The sequence below is a fragment of the Streptodolium elevatio genome, from assembly GCF_053592165.1.
The window spans coordinates 122,119-137,707 of record NZ_JBSFVE010000001.1 but is presented as its reverse complement, the minus strand read 5'-3'; the positions used below and the strand labels follow the sequence as shown (position 1 = coordinate 137,707).

Here is a 15,589-nt window from a genome sequence, read left to right as displayed (position 1 = left end):
ACCCCACCGACGTCCCCCGCGCGGTCTGCCCTTTGCGCACGCCCACCGCAACCGACGCCCCAAGCCCCCAGCACCCACCCCCGGCAACGCGCCCGCTGTCACCGCGGTCCGCCGTCACCACGCCCCAAGCCCCCGGCGCCTACTCCCGCCAGCGCCCACCGTCACCGAGGCCCGCTGTCCCCCACGCCCCATGCCACCAGCGTCTGCCCTCGGCTACGCCCACGGCCACTGAGGCCCGCTGTCACCCACGCCCTACCCCCCGGCGCCTACTCCCGGCAGCGCCCCCGTCACCGTGGTCCGCTATCACCGACGCCCGATGCTGCCTACACCTGCGGTCACCGCGCCGTCTGTGGCTCGCGTCCGCCGACGCTCCTTGCGCCCGCCGTCCGCTGCCACCGACGTCGCCTGTTGCCAGCGCCTCATGTTGCCGCCGTCGCCGACGCGTGATCTCGCGCGTATGAGGAGATGGTGTCCGACCCGGTCCCCACCCCCGTCGGTCCCTCTCCACCGGTTCCTCCCCCCGCCCGTCCCTTCCATATCTCGGGAACGTCCGCCGCTGCCGCCAGGTGCCGACCAAGCCCCCCGACCACCCGAAACAACGAAGTCCCACCGCGTTCGAGATCCCGTTCGACACCGCGTCCCACCGCGACAACATCGCGTCGCAACCCGGCAGTCCGGCGGTCTCTGACCCCGCAACCCGACGTTCCCGACAGCGGGCGGCGGCCCCTGGTCTCCGGGCCAGCCACCCACTCCGTACCAATACTGCGGCAGCTGGCAGCCCTACACCTCAGCCCGCAGCCGCATCAATTCGCGGCGCGAGCCGATCCCGAGCTTCGGGTACGCCTTGTACAGGTGGTACTCGACCGTCCTGCGGCTCAGGAACAACTGGGCCGCGATGTCCTGATTGCTCGCACCGCCCGCCGCCAGACGTACGACCTGGAGCTCCTGCGGCGTGAGAGCGTCGAGGGCGGCAGCCGCGACGGCCGTCGGCTCGGCCGCGACGGCGGCCTGCGTACCCCGCTCGCCGGCCGCCCGTAGTTCGCCACGCGCCCGTTCCGCCCACGGGGCCGCGCCCAGCCGTGCGAAGCGCGCCTCGGCGGAGCGCAGGACCGTGCGCGCATCCGTGCGGCGCCGTGCGCGCCGCAACCATTCCCCGTACAACAGTTCGGTGCGAGCGAACTCGAACGGCCTGGTGGCCACCGCATGTTCCTCGATCGCCGCAGCGAACAGCCGTTCGACATCGCTCTCCCGGGCCTCGCTCGACACGAGCGCCCGGCAGCGCAGCGCGACCGCCCGAGGCCACGCGACAGGCGAAGCTTCTGCCCACGCGAGAAACCTGGGCAGGTGCTTCGCGGCACGGTCCGGGTGGCCCGCGCGTACCGCCGCCTCGACCAGGTCCGGGACGGCCAATGCGGCCAACGCAACGTGGCCCGCCGGGTCCTCGGCGATGGCCACGAGCCGGGTCAACGCCTCCTCGTAGCGTCCGAGTCCGAGGTCCAGAAGTGCGAAGGCCGGATCATCGGCAATTTGCCCATGCGCGCCGGCGATCGCCCGGCAGCGCGCTTCGTCGCCTGCAACCGCAGCGACGCGCAGACTGATCCGCTGCAAGTCGTCGACGGCGTGCGCCTGCCGGGTCTCGCGCGCGAAGCCGAGCGCCTCGACCACCGTCGCCTCGGCGTCACGGTGCCGACCGGCCGCGAACTGCCCACGCGCCAGCCCGGCGAGGACGTCGGGCAGAGCGCTCACGGTGCCCCACGCCCGGCAGCGCGCCGCCTCGGCCTCGGCGAACTCGGCCACCGCAACGTCGTCGCCGAGGATCCGTGCCACGTGTGCCGCAAACATGCGGTCGATCAACGACTGGGACGGGTGGGCGCGTTCGCGCTCGACGAGAGCCGTCATCGGGGGAACGCCGACCTCCGGATCGCCCACGGGCTCGGACGCGGCCAGCTCGGCCATCCCCTGGATCGCCGCAGTGATCGGCGCTCGCGGGGCACTGCGCCCTGCCAACTCCGCGACTTGGCCGAGCGTTTGGCCATCGCCCGAGAACCACGCGTACCCTGCCGCGATCGTGAGGAGCGTGCCGGCCGTTGCGGATTCGGCGTCGCTGTTGCCGCCGTGTCCTGCCTCGTCCGTGCCGCCGACGATCCGCTCGGCCGCGGTGGCCAATACCCGTGCCGCGCGGCGCGGTCGGCCCCGGAAGTTCTCCGCTGTCGCATCGATCATCGCCAAGGCGCCGCGCGTGACCGGGTTGTCGGTCAACTCCGCGGAGAGGCGCGAGAACTCGACCGCCTGGTCAGTCTGCCCGCCGACGATCGCGGCCTGCGCCGCTCGCATCAACAGCCTTGCCTGTTCGGCACGCTCCGGCGCCAGACGGGCGGCTTGCCGGTACGCGTCAGCCGTCACGCCGCCACGCGCCCACGCCTGATCGGCGGCCCGCTCCATCGCAGCGGCCAGGTCGGCGTCGGGACCGGTGGCAGCGAGAGCCAGATGCCACACGGCCGCCGGGACCGGATCGGCGGCTGCGGCATCCCGCCCGCTACCTACTCGACCGGGCGTACCGCGGCCCGTCGCGAGCCGCCCCGCTCCCAACTTCCCATCGGGCCCACCGTCGACCTCACCTACGAAATCAACGACTTCACCCTCGCCAGGGCCATCGGACCCGCCGTCATAAGCGCTGTCAAAGTTGTCGGTCAGAGCGTCGGCGAGGGCACGGTGCGCGTTGACCCGCTCGGTGAGCGTCGCGTCCTGGTACGCCGTCGACCGGATGAGCGGGTGCCGGAACGCGTACGTCTCACCGGTCACCACCAAAACGTCCGCCTCCACCGCGGCGTCCAGGTCGCCGAGTTGGCAGCCTAGGCTGCGTGCCGCGGTGAGCAAGGTGCCGATCTCGTTGCTCCCATGCGCCGCTGCCACGGTGACGAGCCGCCTGGCACCCGGGGCGAGTTCCACCAGGCGCCCGCGGAACGTCCGCGCGACGGCGTCCCGGGCACCGAGCGCGGCAGGCAGCGGCGCTGCGCCGGCCCGCTGCGCGGCATTCAGCGCCGCCGCCAACTCGTGGATAGCGAGCGGGATTCCGGATGACTCGGCGAGGATGCGCGCACGTACCGTCGCCGCAACATCGGGGGAGTGCACGGCCAGAGCCGCGGCCGCGGACTCCGAGTCCAGCGGGGGAGGAGTCAGCGTCGGGATCCCGGTAAGGCTGCCCGCCGCTCCGGCGGCCGTCTCGGCTTCGTCGTCCCGGACCGCGAAGAGCATGGCCACGCGCTCGGCCGCCAGCCTGCGCGCCGCAAACCCCAGTGCCGCCGCCGACGGTACGTCCAGCCACTGCACGTCGTCGACGACGCACAACACCGGTTCGGATTCGGCGAGTTCGCCGAGGAGAGTGAGCAGCCCGAGACCGACCAACAGTCGGGCGTCGTCGGTCGGCTGCGCGAGGCCGAACGCCTTACGCAGCGCCGCCGCCTGAGGCTCCGGCAGCTCGGCGATCCGGTCGAGCGCCGGAGCAAGGAGCTGATGCAGTGCGGCGAACGGCAACCCGGCCTCGGACTCGATCCCCGTCGTGCGCAGTACGCGGAAACCGCGGGCATCGTGGGCGTACGCCACCGCCTCGCCGAGCAGCGCCGTCTTCCCGATCCCCGGCGGACCGGTGAGGGACAGCGCCGAGCCCCGCCCACCGCGTGCATCGTCGATCACACGCGCAAGCGCGGCCACCTCGCCACCACGTCCGAAAAGCATCCCTCGAGCCTAGCCGTGCCCTGCCAACCCCTATGTCGACGCGGACAACGGCCTGATTTCAGCCCCGCACGTGAATCCCTACAGTTCCGAATCCCCACAGTCCCGCTGTCCCGCACCCCACACAGTCCGGCACCCCGGAACTCCCGCCTCCGCGTATTCCCAGACCCCGCGCGTACGTCGCCATCCCGTCGCATCCCGCCCCCGCCACGGCCACGATTCCGAGACGCCCCCTGGGCGAGCCGCACAACCACAATCCCGCCGCGCACACGCGACCGCCGCCTGAACCAACACCGCCTCGCCACGCCCGCAGCCCTGAGCCCGACCGCCCATTGGGCCGTCTCACCGCCACGTGCGCCCCCACCGCACCGCCGACCCGGGCCGAACCGCGCCCCAGCGCCACCCACACGGCTCCGCCCAGCCGCCCCGCAGCTGCTCCGCCAGGCCCAGGCAGCGCCCGCATGTTGCCCACCCGGGCTGCGCCGCCCGCACGCCCGCACGCCCGCCCTGAGGCCAGACCCACCCTTGCCGACGGCGCACCCGACTGATCCGCCCAAGAGTCCCCTCAGAATCAACTCCCAGCGGTCAACACCCGATCACCGTCGGATAGTCCATCCCTCACCCCCGCCTCGAATGCCGTCTGCTCCCTGGCCAGTTGCCCACTCTCTGCCTCCACCCCCACCCCAGGCCCCGACGTCCCTATCCCCGCCCCCATCTCTCCAACGGCCGCCGGGTAGTCGATGTACCCCTCCGCCCCACCGCCGTACACGTTCTCCGTCGCGGGCGGCGCCAACGGCACACCGCCTCGCAGGCGCGCGGGCAAGTCGGGATTTGTGATGAACAGCCGTCCGAACGCCACGAGATCGGCGCTGCCGTCAGCCACCAACCGCGCCCCGAAGTCCGGGCTGCTCGGCGCGGGGCCGTTGTGATTGGCGATCAGTGTCCCGGACCACCGTCGCCGCATCTCCGAAACCGCCTCGAACTCGCCGCGCTTCAGCACATGCAGGTACGCAAGTCCCAGAGGTGCCACGGCCTCCACCAACGCACCGTACGTCGCCGCAGGATCCGCCTCGGCAATCTGGTTCTCGTCGTTCCCCGGCGAGACGCGCAACCCGACACGCTCCGCGCCCACGGCCGCCGCGACCGCCTCGGTCACCTCGACCGCGAAGCGCAGCCGGCCGTTCAGCGATCCGCCGTACGCGTCCGTCCGCCGGTTGGTGTTCTCCGCCAGGAACTGCTGCACCAAGTAGCCGTTGGCGCCGTGGATTTCCACCCCGTCGAACCCGGCCGCCACGGCGACCTCGGCCGCGTGCGCGAAGTCCCGTACCGTCTCCGCAATTTCCTCCGCCGTAAGCGGACGCGGCGTCACATGGTCGACCCACCCGTCCCGCGTGAAGATCTGCGGCCCGTCGATCCGTACCGCCGATGGCGCCACGGGCAACGCGCCTTCCGGAAGGACAAGCGGATGCGTCATGCGTCCCACGTGCCAAAGCTGTGCGTAGATCGTGCCGCCCTCCTCGTGCACGGCCTCGGTCACGGCCCGCCACGCGTCACCCTGCTCCTCGCTGTGGATCCCGGGGATCCCGGGGCCGCCCTTCGCGAGCGGATTGACGTACGCCCCCTCGGTTATCAACAGCCCCGCGCCCGCCCGCTGCCGGTAGTACTCGGGCGTCAGCGGGCTCGGCACCCCGCTCACGTCGTCCGCTCGCCCCCGCGTCATGGGCGCCATCGCGACGCGATTCGCCAACTCGCGCCCACCCACCGAAACCGACGCCAACAACCGCTCGTACGCACCCACTGCTGTCTCCATCTCCGGTTCCCTGATCGTCTTTCCCGCTCGTCCCGAGCCTCTGCTCCGCTGATCCGCCGCTTCAGTCCTGTCGGCGGTCCAAGGCGACGACCTCCACCTCGATGAGCCAGTCGGGCTGGGCCAGGGCCACGACCTCGATCAGCGTGTCCGCCGGATAGGGCTTCACCAGGAACTCCTCGCGCAGCTCGATGAGTTGATCCAGATGGCTGGCCATGTCACGGACGAAGATCCCGACCTTCACCACGTCCGCGAACGTCAGTCCCGCCGCCTCGAGCACCCGCTGCAGGTTCCGGAACGCCTGCCGACCCTGTGCCAGGAACCCGCCTTCCACCGTCCTGCCGTCCTCGGTGAAGCCGGCCTGGCCGGACACGTACACAAGGCCCCCCGCCCGCACCGCCTGCGAGATCTTGTACGACTCGTACCAGTCCGGCTCCGTGGCGATCCGCTCGATCCGCCCGTCCTCCGAGACCCACTCGCGCCCGGTCTTCGCCGCCGCCGTCACCGCAGTCATGGCACACACGTCCTCTCGTCAGATCCATGCTCATACATTTATTGCTTGCACATGCATATGTTGTGCATGCATGTAAGCTCGTGTCAACAGGCAATCCGAACCGACCGCAGAGGAGGGCACCCATGGACCCGGCCCGATGGGACGAACTCACAACCCTCCACGCCCGCGTCGAACACGACCTCGAACGAGCCCTCAAGCGCACCCACAACCTCGGGCTCTCCGAGTACCGCGCGCTCTGCCACCTCTCCACCGCCCACGACGGCGAACTCCGCATGCAGGACCTCGCGGCCCGCATCGGCCTCAACCAGAGCTCCGTGAGCCGCCTCGCCGCCCGCCTCGAAGCCGACGGCCTCACCCGCCGCGACCTCTGCCCCGCCGACCGCCGCGGCGTCTACACCGTCATCACCGACGAAGGCCGGCGTACCCGGTCCGCCGCCGCCCCCACCTACGCCGAGGCCCTGACCGCGTCCCTGGCAACCCAGGCCACGACCCCCGCCTTGGCCCCCCTGGTCACGGCCCTCCTGTCCTGACCCCGGCCCGGTACGGAGTCCCGCCTCTCTCGCCTGCGGGCCCACCCGCCTGCGGGCCCACCCGCCTGCGGGCCCCACCCGCCCTGCGCGCCTGAGCCCCCGCCTGCGTGCCGCTCATCCGCTTCCCCGCCCCGCGGGGCTCCCCCTACCGCTTCAAGGCCCGATACCGCTTGAGCAGCGCAGTGACCCGCGCGTAGTCCGCCGCACCGTTCAGCTCGACGGGCAGATCATCAGGACACAGCTCGTACAGCTCACCCCACCACCGCTGCCGCTTGTTGTCCCAGATCCGATATCCGCCCGGCACCCCACGCGCCACGTACCGCCGCCGACTCACAACTCCCGCCCCTGACAACGACTTTTGATGACCTCACTCAGGGGCGAACGGCAGCGAACGACGGCCCAACTCGGCACGGCTGAACGTCAATCCGCTCCCACACACCACCCGTCACATACGGCTCCACCTTCAGCCAGGCGTCGAGCTCGTCCCGCGACGGGAAGTCCAGTACGAGCATGGACCCGATCATCCGGTCGGCGCCGTCCAGAATCGCCGTACCGAAGAGCATGCTCCCCGCGGCGACCATCGCGTCCCCCAGCCGGACATGGTCGTCCCGTACGCGCAATCTCCGTTCCAAAGCCTGCTCGTCGGTGCCGTCGTACGCCACCAAAAGAAACTGCACGCACCCTCCCAAGCCGTCCGCCTAGCATGTCGATCTCTTCGAACCGACGGGGGCAAGCATGCCGGACGCAACACAACGCAGCGCCCTGCAGTTGCCGGACGGCTCGTGGTGGGACTGGGAGGTAATCACCTGGGCCCCCGCCCAGTTCCGCCTTGCGGCCGGGTACGACCTGACGTACCACCACGGTCTGGAACTGGTCTTCCACGAAACGACGTTCGTCAGCTGCCCGTCCGCCTTCTCCGACGCCGCCTTCCGCGCCCCGTCCCCCGACGAGCTTCTGCAACTGTCCCGTCAACTGGGGGAGGAGCCGCCCGTCGTGGTCGCATTCGACGCCGACGCCGGCGGCTCCGAGCCCATGTCGTGCCTCATCGCGGCGGAACGACTCGACGTCGTGCACGAAACGGTCCTGAGGTACTGGCGCGACGACGCCGTCCCCGACCAGCGCTTCGCCCCCTGGGCAAAACCGCCCACTCCCTGACCCCCGCACCTCGCCCCACCAAATCGGAGCGTTCTCAGAGCCAAGGAACCGACCGACGATTACCAGTCACGCCATTCGTCAGTCAGCTCGTACCGCTCCCGCCCCTGACGAGCCATCAGCCCCGCGACATCCAGACCGACGTCCTCAAGGGATTCGATCAAGTAGTAGGCGAGTTCATCGCGCTCAGTAGTCTCGAACACCGAACCCAGGCGTCGGTTGACGTCGTTAAGTCGCAGCACAGTCGCTTCAACGAGCGACATCACCGTGCCGTCCGTCAGGTCCGGCAGCACAAGCAGGCGCTCCGCGAAGTCGACGAGTACCGCGTCCGTTTCCTCAATCTTCGCAACCGGATAGAGATCCGTCATGAACGCATCGTCGGCTGCGAGACTCCCGTCAGCGAGCCCCCGAGACTCATCAGCCACGGCTTCGCGCCATCTCCACGAAGGTCGCACGATCATGGCCCCGCATCCTACCCCCGGACCCCGACACCCACCCAGACACTCACCTCGACAATCCCGCCCCCACCCCCAAGCCCACCCGCCCACCCGCTCTCGCCAAGAAACCCTTGCTGCCCGCTGCCCGCTGCCCCTCACCTCATCTGCCAGGCTGTTGACGCGGGTTCGGGGTTCGGAACCGCACCGGCTCCGGAGGCACCCGCACGCTGCGCACTCTCGCATCCCCTGACCTGCGGCGGTACGTCTTCGCGGCTCGTTTCGCGCACTCGCGTTTCGCGCTGGTTTCGCGATCAAGCTGGGTCGGTGGCGGCGCTGATGAACGCTGCCACTTCAGAGGCGAGTGCGCTCATCTCGGCTCCGGCCTCGATGACGGTCGTGACCTCGGCGCGCCACTCTTCCTCTTCGGCGAAGCGACGTGTGAGGGACCACGTGATGGCCACATGACCGCGCGACCGGAAGGCGGCGGACGCCGTAAGCTCCCGCCCCCAAGACGACCAAGTCCGAGTGCCCTCCCAGCTGCGGAAGTTCTCGGCAAGTTCCCCAAGGAAGGCAGACAGGCCGCCATCGCCAGGTGAGGTGGCAACGCGGATGCTCGCGTTCAGTCCGGCATCGTTGGCGGTGGCGATGATGGTGGTCACGTAATCGTCGGCGTTGTCGTGAGTCAGCGTTAGTGACGCTGCCCCGGGCCGTCCGCCGATGATCAGCTCTCCCGAGTCACCCATGAGGCCGAGCGTAGACCTCGACGTCGGCACCCCGGTGTCGGGTGGGCAACCGTCGCTGCAACGGCTCCGGAGCGGATCGCCCGTCCGCCACCAATGTCTGGGCTGACCAGCTGGAGAACACGGTCGCAGGCGGGAGGGGCGCAAGATCATTGCACGAATGCTGCACAACTCGGTCGTTGCCCTACGGCGCCGCGGATTCCGCTTGGTTTACAGGTGGAAGGATCCGAGTTGGTGGCGTCCATACGGCTACCGCGCCATGCGCGGAAGCACCGGACCACGACTCCGGAGTTCGGATGCGTGCGTCAGCGGTTCCGCTGGTCAAACCCGTGGTCACGGTCTGCGTCAGTCCTGCCATACCGTGCCCATGCCGCATACGCATTCGGGCTTCCGCAGCGCTGCTCTGCGCACCAGAATCCCGGCATGACGGAATCGTTGGATGAGGCCTGGGACCGGCTGGAGCGTCAGGGCGCAACCTGGGATGACCGTCATCGTCTCCCGAGCAGGCATTGGGGCCCGCCGATCCTGCTCGACCTGGTCGTTGCGGCGCGGAGCAGCTCCCTGGGCCGGCTCTACCCGTTCACCAGCCATGCGTGGCTCCGCTTCAGGTCCCAACCTCGGGGCCTGCCCATCCTGCCCGTCATGATCGGGTTGACCCCCGATGCCCGCTACTGGGTCGTTCGCGTGCGGGACGAAGTGCTGACGGACGGGCCGCTGGAGGAAATGCTCAAGATGGACAATGCCGCGGAAGCGGTGGCGCAGGCAGCACAGTTGGTCGCCTAGCGGCTGCGTGTGAACCCTGGCGGCAGTTTGAACTCGCGCTCCGAGCTTGGGAATCCGAGATGTGGAACTGACCAATCCGTGCTCTGGCCGGCGAAGAAATAGTTCACACCTGTGGTCTTCGCGCCTGCCCCATGCACCACGTTCTCCGCTGCGGACTGGCGCACCTGGCACGGTCTCGTCTGCTCTGCCTGTAGGCGCTCTGAGCTGGGCGTGCGCGACCTACTCTGGGCAGTCGCCCCAGTCGGGGGATTCCGGCTGTCATAGGTGGCTGCCTTGCGCCGTGGTTTCAGATTAGACCGGCTCCAGAACAACTACGCTCTCTCGAAGAAATTCGGAATCCGAAGTGCGCCGCTTCAATTGCCGCGCAATCTTGATCTCTACAACGCGCCAGCCAGCCAACTCGGCAAGAGTGCCCATAAGGACATCCGCCGCAATCACGAAAGCAGACGAGTTTTGCGAACCGTGCGCCGAATTTCCAACAATGAAGGCAAGTCGGCCATTTTTGGAAACTAGGCTCCGGCAGGCTTTGAGCGTCGAAAACATGTCGTCGGTGTAACCGCGAATCATTTCACGGCGCCCAACGGCATATCGATCTGCTGGGACTGCCTCAATTAGGGGATCAACCACCCTGTCTACATCGGCCGCGACATCCAACATGCTGTACGAATATTCGAGATCGAATCGTACACTGGGATGGCTTCGAACCGTGGACAGACGTTGTTTGCGCATGTCTTGTGCAGATTCGTAGCACCCAAGGATCCATGCCTCGGTCTTATATACCTCAGTGTAGTCGATGTTATTCGGATACGGCGGAGAAAAAACAATCCAATCATAGGAATGGTCGCCTGCCGCCACCAGTGGATTGCGGCCATCGCCGTAGTGAATGCGTGCGGCAGCGCTTGATGGGGTCGTGAACATCAAATCTTGAACCGCAGACGCTACACGCTCGTTGAACACGGGGACTGCTGGCCTTGGGTCGCGCTGGGGTGCGTATCGAAGTGCTCGGCCGTCTCGACGTAGCTGACTACACGCCTCGACACTGCTTGCCAAGCACACGCGAAGAATGGATCTTACAGCGTCGTCGGTAGCGCAAATTTCGTCGATAGCGTGCCTAAGGGCGACCAGATCTAGCACATTCTGTCGGGGAAAGTATTTTTCGTTCTTCAGCGTTGACTGATGTGGGATTTCAACGTCAAGAGCGCCTACGCCACCGTTCAGATACGCGACAACTTTGCGGCCGGCCGCGTCCACATCGGTGGCCAAAGCGGAGCCTTTTATCCTACCCAGTACTTTGGCGCTTCCGAGCTCACAAAGAAATGGATTCCTCTCAATGCCAACGGCGGAGATCGAAAGGTCGGGTAGTTCAGCTCCCACTTCAATGGCGCTAAGTAGAGTTGTTCCACTCCCAGAGAACGGATCGAATACGCGAAAGTCGTCGTCAAAGATCCAGCCGGAGTCCTTTAGCAGTTGTGACAGCAAAGCCGAAGAGTAGGCTTCCTTCAGGTGGAACCAACGATGGAATGGCCGATTCGCATTACCGTTCGGAACGACGAGGCGTCCGTAGGATTGAGAGCCATCGCTGACTTGCCAGTCATGCTGCAATGACCTGTAGTGCGCGGTCAGCGCATCCGTACTGGCCTCTGGCATGCCCAGGCTCCCTAATGTACTAGTCGACTCAGTGCTAGTCAGCCCCACAGCGAGCGGGCCCTCGGCACATGGGCATCATGACACCAGGTGAGCAGCGAGGTTGCCCGGGGCCATCGGGCCTGGCCACGTCGGCAGTTGGAGACGACTCAGCCCGTGTCGCCCGAGCGCAACCTAGCGGATCGGTAGTGTCGTGGCTACTCTATGCATACCATCCAACCAGGCGAGGCCACGGTGGAAGAAGAGGTCACGGGTGCGACTGCCACTAATCAAGAAGGTTAGCCTCTCGAACTTTAGCCTCTATCGCAATAAAACGGAAAATTCCGTCCAATTTGGAGACGGCGTCTTCTGTCTCGTCGGTGCAAATGGGCTTGGAAAATCCACATTCCTATCTGTTGTCAACTATGCACTGACCGGAATTGTAGCTTCGCCAGATCAAAAAGTACTTTCAATCTCTGAATACTACCGGAATAGCCTGACGTATGCTCCGGAATATTTTACAGGGCGTGTACTTCAGCGCGATAGAGACTCCGCCGAGGTGACGCTCGAATTTTCCGTCGGGGAAAATTCCTACACGGTGACTCGTGGGTTCTTTTCGCCTCAAGCGCTCCGCAGCCTCACTGTCACTGGACCCGACGGCAGGTTTGAGAAGCACGCGAACCTCGAGGACACCGAAACAGCAGCGGAGCTGCACGAGCAGTACACGGCACTGATCCTGCAGCACACAGGACTAGCTCGGTTTGAGCAGCTAGTATTCTTGCAGCTATTCCTGTTGACGTTCGATGAGCGTCGCCATCTTCTCTTTTGGGATACTGAGGTGGCGCGCTTTGCGCTCTATCTGGTGTTCGGCTTGGATCCTGCCCAGGCAGATCGAGCCGGAGAGTGGCAGCGGAAAGCGGATAGGCTGGAGTCACAGGCCCGAAACGCTCAGTACGCGGCGACAACGGCACGAGAACGCAGAGCGGAATTGAATGCCCGGACGGACACGCCCTTTGAGGTGAACGTCGGTCTCGAGGAGCAGCATCAACTGCTTCAGCAACGCAAGGACAACCTAGAAGAGCGCGTTGATGCCAAGGGAGTCCAGGAGAAAGACGCTCGGTTGCGTGTGAGTTCCGCAGTTGCCAACCACCACGTCTTGAGCGTCGAATATAGTCGCGTCTTTTCCGATCGGTTGAGTCCTCACGCACTGCCCATTCAACATCCTCTGATTAGCCGCCTCCTGCAGGAGGGCGATTGCGGAATTTGTGGATCCAGTGCAGTTGACGTTGTCTCAGTCCAGGCACATGTCGATGCTAGACAATGTCCCTTGTGCGAAACAGCTTTGGCAACGATGCCCGACGAGGATCAGACCTTTATCGATCTTGAGGCACTAGATGAGCGCCTGCGTGAAGCATCTGAACTGGTCCAGATCAGCCAGGAGGAGCTGGATCGGGCTACCAGTGAACTTGCAGAGATTCGTCGCGAATACCTCGCTGCGGGAGAGGAGCTCTCGCATTTTGAGGAAGTGAACTCCGACTATATTTCTCACCGGGATGAGGTTAAAGTCGTATCGGGCATTTTGGCCCTGACGCAAGAACTCGAAGCACAACAGAATGACGCAGTGCGTAGGCGCGATGATTTTCGTCGTCGCAGAGACGAATACAAGGCACTGTTGGAGCCCCTGCAAAGGGAGCTAGCTGCGAAGTATGCGATTGCTGAGCGCGAATTCGTTCCAAAATTCCAGTCTTTGTCACGCGCGTTCTTGGGCCTGGATCTTAGTCTCGTGCTCGAGCAGAGAGCCAGGGGGCCTCAACTTGTCGTTTCAATTGATGGGCAGGAACGCAGGGACTCGAATCAACTCTCGGAGAGTCAGCGGTACTTCATAGACATTGCATTGCGAATGGCGCTCGCAGAATTCATGGTTCGCGATGAAGGAACAGCATGCCTCTTCGTCGACACGCCTGAGGGGTCGCTTGACATTGCGTACGAACGACGTGCGGGGGAGATGTTCGGCGAATTCGTGACTCGCGGAAATCGCCTAGTAATGACCGCGAATCTGAATTCGAGCCGCCTAATTCGAGAGCTGGCTAGCACGTGCCGTAGGCGCCTCATGCATGTGGAGCGGATGACAAATTGGGCCATCCTGTCTGAGGTGCAGGCAGATGCCGAGGATCTGTTCGATGAGTCGTACAAGGCGATTCAGGACCGTTTGGATGGCGACGGCCTGTGGTGATCAGAGTCAACCCTGATGCCTCGTTTGATTCACTGCTGGTCTTGGGGGAACTGGGGAAAAGCGATCAACTGCTGAGTCTCGGCGAGATGCAGATCTTCATTTACCTCGCTTGCATCCTTGGGCTCTATGATGGTCGTCCTGTGGCGGATTGGGGATATTCGTTCGTAGCTACGCCAGACTCGTCACCATTCAGCATTGAACTGTTGGAAGCGTCGGTGATTCTCGTCGATAGTGGGTTGGCCACTTCTACCGGCGAGTTCATGACAATTTCGACTCGGGGGGGAGAGGAATTGGCACGCTGGAAGAGGCTTGCCCGATTCTCTACCCGCATTCCATATCTCGAGGGTGCGACTGGCGCCGCTGTGGCGATGCCGTTGACGGTCGTTAAAGAAGGCGTGGAGTTGGAGCCGCAACTGCGAAATGCGCGCTCTCTTAAGGGTTCCAGACATTTGTTGGATGAAGCCGGAATATCGCAGATCTATCGGCATTTCCAAGTGCTAGAGAACTCATTGGGTCGGGATATTCCGGATTACATGATCCCAGCAGTCGTCTGGCTAAGCTTTCTCTTGGAGCAAGCGGAACTGGATGGTTCGGTGAACGGGGGGGTGAGATGAGCGACCTTAATCGGCTGGCCGAAATAGCGCAGAATCACTACTTCACTGTGATGATGAGAAAGTTCGGGGCAGACGGTGTTGGTGTCTTGCGTGAATTCTTGCCGCATCTAAAGGTGGTCCACAATGCTATTGACTATGAGTCGATTAGCGATTGCCTGACTGTTTTTTATCGTTTCGGAGGCAGCGATCTTTCGATTGTCGATGAACCCTACGTTCTTGATGATCCCAGCCAGCTAGCTATGCACAACTACGGCACGCTTACTGTCGAAGTTCTCATTGATGGAAGGCTTCGGGTTTGGAAAAGTACTTTTGATTTGACTGCTATTTCGACTGGAGCGATTGTATATCGGTACAAGCCGAACACGGAAGAACGCGTTTGGGTGGACGGTACCGAAGGAGAAATTCCAGCAAATATGGCCTACGCCAGAGTTTTCGGACTTTCGAGGTTTCGAGACTTGGCGCTATGCTTGGACCATTACGCGGTCCGCCTTGCCAGAGCCAGTGAATGTCGGATTCTCGCCGGGGTTTGGCGAGAGGATGGGCGTGTAATGTGGGCCGCGGGTCCTGAGGATCAGATGCGCTTCTCGCTTTACCAGCATCTCAAGAGCAGCCTACGTGAAGGAAATCCCGACATCACGCAGGAAACACCGGTAGACCATAGGAATCCGATCGATATTACTGTTCGTTGGGCCAATAGCAATCGAATCGGTCTCATTGAAATTAAATGGCTTGGAAAAAGTGGATCGTCCGACCCTCTAAGAATCACGACGGAATGGACAGAGCAGCGTGCTCGAGATGGACTGAGTCAGCTAGCAGACTATCTGGACCGCACGAGGGACCGGGCTGGTACTTATGACCGGCGCGGCTTTCTCGTTGTGTTCGATGCGCGGAGAGCGAAAGTAAAGGCCGACACGGTAGCCGTCAGTCGTGAGGACGGCCTCAAATATCAGGACTCCCACATTCCGTATCAACCCGACTTGTTGTCTCGGCATGATGTTGCAACGCCGGTGCGTTGCTTCTGTGAGCCGAACTTCAATGCGGGTGTTAGCCCGAGCCGCCATCAGTAGGCTGGTTCATGTGACTGCGCGAATACTCGCCCGGCGGGGGCCACCGCGACCGGCGGCTACGCCGCATGCGCGGTGGCCCCCGCCGGGCGGCGGCGCGCCCGCCAGGGCGCGGCCTTGATCCAGTAGAGATTAATTCGGCAGTTGATCCGTCCGAGACCGCGTCACGCGTGGGCAAGTGGCACCCAGGCTGCGACCAGGGGCACCTAGGTCCGGGAGGCGTGGTGAGTGGCGGGCGTCGTCACGAACCGCGTAGGGGGATCGGGGGAAGGACGGAACTTCCCCCGGATCGACCGTAGGTCGATCAGCGCGGTACGCGTCCACGGATCGGCGGTAGTCGGGGTGCCACGTTGGCGGTCG

14 protein-coding genes are annotated in these 15,589 nt (G+C 64.7%); 6 read left to right on the top strand and 8 right to left on the bottom strand.

Annotation, left to right across the window (positions count from 1 at the left end; translation table 11 throughout):
- Positions 1–780: 780 nt before the first annotated feature.
- The 3 genes from ACWD12_RS00590 to ACWD12_RS00580 all read right to left on the bottom strand — a co-directional run bounded on the left by ACWD12_RS00590 (position 781) and on the right by ACWD12_RS00580 (position 6,053).
- The gene (locus ACWD12_RS00590) at positions 781–3,735 is read right to left on the bottom strand and encodes an AAA family ATPase (RefSeq protein ID WP_450097738.1); all 2,955 of its coding nucleotides are present in this window, start codon (positions 3,733–3,735) and stop codon (positions 781–783) included.
- Positions 3,736–4,303: 568 nt separating this feature from the next.
- Positions 4,304–5,542 carry an alkene reductase gene (locus tag ACWD12_RS00585; RefSeq protein WP_450097737.1) on the bottom strand — a complete coding sequence of 413 codons (1,239 nt, stop codon included), beginning with the start codon at positions 5,540–5,542 and terminating at the stop codon, positions 4,304–4,306.
- Positions 5,543–5,603: 61 nt separating this feature from the next.
- Positions 5,604–6,053 carry a RidA family protein gene (locus ACWD12_RS00580; protein WP_358347422.1) on the bottom strand — a complete coding sequence of 150 codons (450 nt, stop codon included), beginning with the start codon at positions 6,051–6,053 and terminating at the stop codon, positions 5,604–5,606.
- 122 nt (positions 6,054–6,175) lie between these two features.
- Between ACWD12_RS00580 and ACWD12_RS00575 the strand changes: the two genes are divergently transcribed.
- Positions 6,176–6,583, top strand: coding sequence for a MarR family winged helix-turn-helix transcriptional regulator (locus ACWD12_RS00575; protein ID WP_450097736.1), 408 nt, complete (start codon positions 6,176–6,178; stop codon positions 6,581–6,583).
- Between the two features lie 145 nt (positions 6,584–6,728).
- Here the strand turns inward: ACWD12_RS00575 and ACWD12_RS00570 are convergent, their stop codons facing one another.
- Positions 6,729–6,917 (bottom strand): hypothetical protein, encoded by a 189-nt coding sequence (locus ACWD12_RS00570; RefSeq protein ID WP_450097735.1) that lies wholly within the window; start codon positions 6,915–6,917, stop codon positions 6,729–6,731.
- Positions 6,918–6,954: 37 nt separating this feature from the next.
- Entirely contained in the window at positions 6,955–7,260 is a 306-nt protein-coding gene (locus ACWD12_RS00565) for a YciI family protein (RefSeq protein ID WP_450097734.1), read from the bottom strand.
- Between the two features lie 58 nt (positions 7,261–7,318).
- On the opposite strand from ACWD12_RS00565, the gene ACWD12_RS00560 reads away from it, so the two are divergent.
- Positions 7,319–7,738, top strand: a complete 420-nt coding sequence (locus tag ACWD12_RS00560; protein WP_450097733.1) for a hypothetical protein — start codon at positions 7,319–7,321, stop codon at positions 7,736–7,738.
- A gap of 59 nt (positions 7,739–7,797) precedes the next feature.
- Here the strand turns inward: ACWD12_RS00560 and ACWD12_RS00555 are convergent, their stop codons facing one another.
- Positions 7,798–8,103, bottom strand: coding sequence for a hypothetical protein (locus ACWD12_RS00555; protein ID WP_450097732.1), 306 nt, complete (start codon positions 8,101–8,103; stop codon positions 7,798–7,800).
- A 380-nt stretch (positions 8,104–8,483) separates the two neighbouring features.
- Entirely contained in the window at positions 8,484–8,915 is a 432-nt protein-coding gene (locus ACWD12_RS00550; protein ID WP_450097731.1) for a DUF6228 family protein, read from the bottom strand.
- Between the two features lie 420 nt (positions 8,916–9,335).
- On the opposite strand from ACWD12_RS00550, the gene ACWD12_RS00545 reads away from it, so the two are divergent.
- Positions 9,336–9,695, top strand: coding sequence for a hypothetical protein (locus tag ACWD12_RS00545; RefSeq protein WP_450097730.1), 360 nt, complete (start codon positions 9,336–9,338; stop codon positions 9,693–9,695).
- 291 nt (positions 9,696–9,986) lie between these two features.
- On the opposite strand, the gene ACWD12_RS00540 is transcribed toward ACWD12_RS00545, so the two are convergent.
- The gene (locus ACWD12_RS00540) at positions 9,987–11,342 is read right to left on the bottom strand and encodes a hypothetical protein (RefSeq protein ID WP_450097729.1); all 1,356 of its coding nucleotides are present in this window, start codon (positions 11,340–11,342) and stop codon (positions 9,987–9,989) included.
- Positions 11,343–11,592: 250 nt separating this feature from the next.
- Between ACWD12_RS00540 and ACWD12_RS00535 the strand changes: the two genes are divergently transcribed.
- The 3 genes from ACWD12_RS00535 to ACWD12_RS00525 are packed head-to-tail and all read left to right on the top strand — an operon-like array spanning position 11,593 to position 15,232.
- Positions 11,593–13,551 (top strand): AAA family ATPase, encoded by a 1,959-nt coding sequence (locus ACWD12_RS00535; protein WP_450097728.1) that lies wholly within the window; start codon positions 11,593–11,595, stop codon positions 13,549–13,551.
- Positions 13,545–14,165: a hypothetical protein gene (locus tag ACWD12_RS00530; RefSeq protein WP_450097727.1), complete on the top strand. Its 621-nt coding sequence runs from the start codon at positions 13,545–13,547 to the stop codon at positions 14,163–14,165. Before ACWD12_RS00535 ends, ACWD12_RS00530 begins: the two co-directional genes overlap by 7 nt.
- The gene (locus ACWD12_RS00525; protein ID WP_450097726.1) at positions 14,162–15,232 is read left to right on the top strand and encodes a hypothetical protein; all 1,071 of its coding nucleotides are present in this window, start codon (positions 14,162–14,164) and stop codon (positions 15,230–15,232) included. Before ACWD12_RS00530 ends, ACWD12_RS00525 begins: the two co-directional genes overlap by 4 nt.
- Positions 15,233–15,589: the final 357 nt, after the last annotated feature.

Coding starts and splice junctions, on each gene's coding strand:
- ACWD12_RS00580 (WP_358347422.1), bottom strand. CDS start 6,053: ATGACTGCGGTGACGGCGGCGGCGAAGACCGGGCGCGAGTGGGTCTCG.
- ACWD12_RS00575 (WP_450097736.1), top strand. CDS start 6,176: ATGGACCCGGCCCGATGGGACGAACTCACAACCCTCCACGCCCGCGTC.
- ACWD12_RS00560 (WP_450097733.1), top strand. CDS start 7,319: ATGCCGGACGCAACACAACGCAGCGCCCTGCAGTTGCCGGACGGCTCG.
- ACWD12_RS00545 (WP_450097730.1), top strand. CDS start 9,336: ATGACGGAATCGTTGGATGAGGCCTGGGACCGGCTGGAGCGTCAGGGC.
- ACWD12_RS00540 (WP_450097729.1), bottom strand. CDS start 11,342: ATGCCAGAGGCCAGTACGGATGCGCTGACCGCGCACTACAGGTCATTG.
- ACWD12_RS00555 (WP_450097732.1), bottom strand. CDS start 8,103: ATGACGGATCTCTATCCGGTTGCGAAGATTGAGGAAACGGACGCGGTA.
- ACWD12_RS00525 (WP_450097726.1), top strand. CDS start 14,162: ATGAGCGACCTTAATCGGCTGGCCGAAATAGCGCAGAATCACTACTTC.
- ACWD12_RS00585 (WP_450097737.1), bottom strand. CDS start 5,542: ATGGAGACAGCAGTGGGTGCGTACGAGCGGTTGTTGGCGTCGGTTTCG.
- ACWD12_RS00550 (WP_450097731.1), bottom strand. CDS start 8,915: ATGGGTGACTCGGGAGAGCTGATCATCGGCGGACGGCCCGGGGCAGCG.
- ACWD12_RS00590 (WP_450097738.1), bottom strand. CDS start 3,735: ATGCTTTTCGGACGTGGTGGCGAGGTGGCCGCGCTTGCGCGTGTGATC.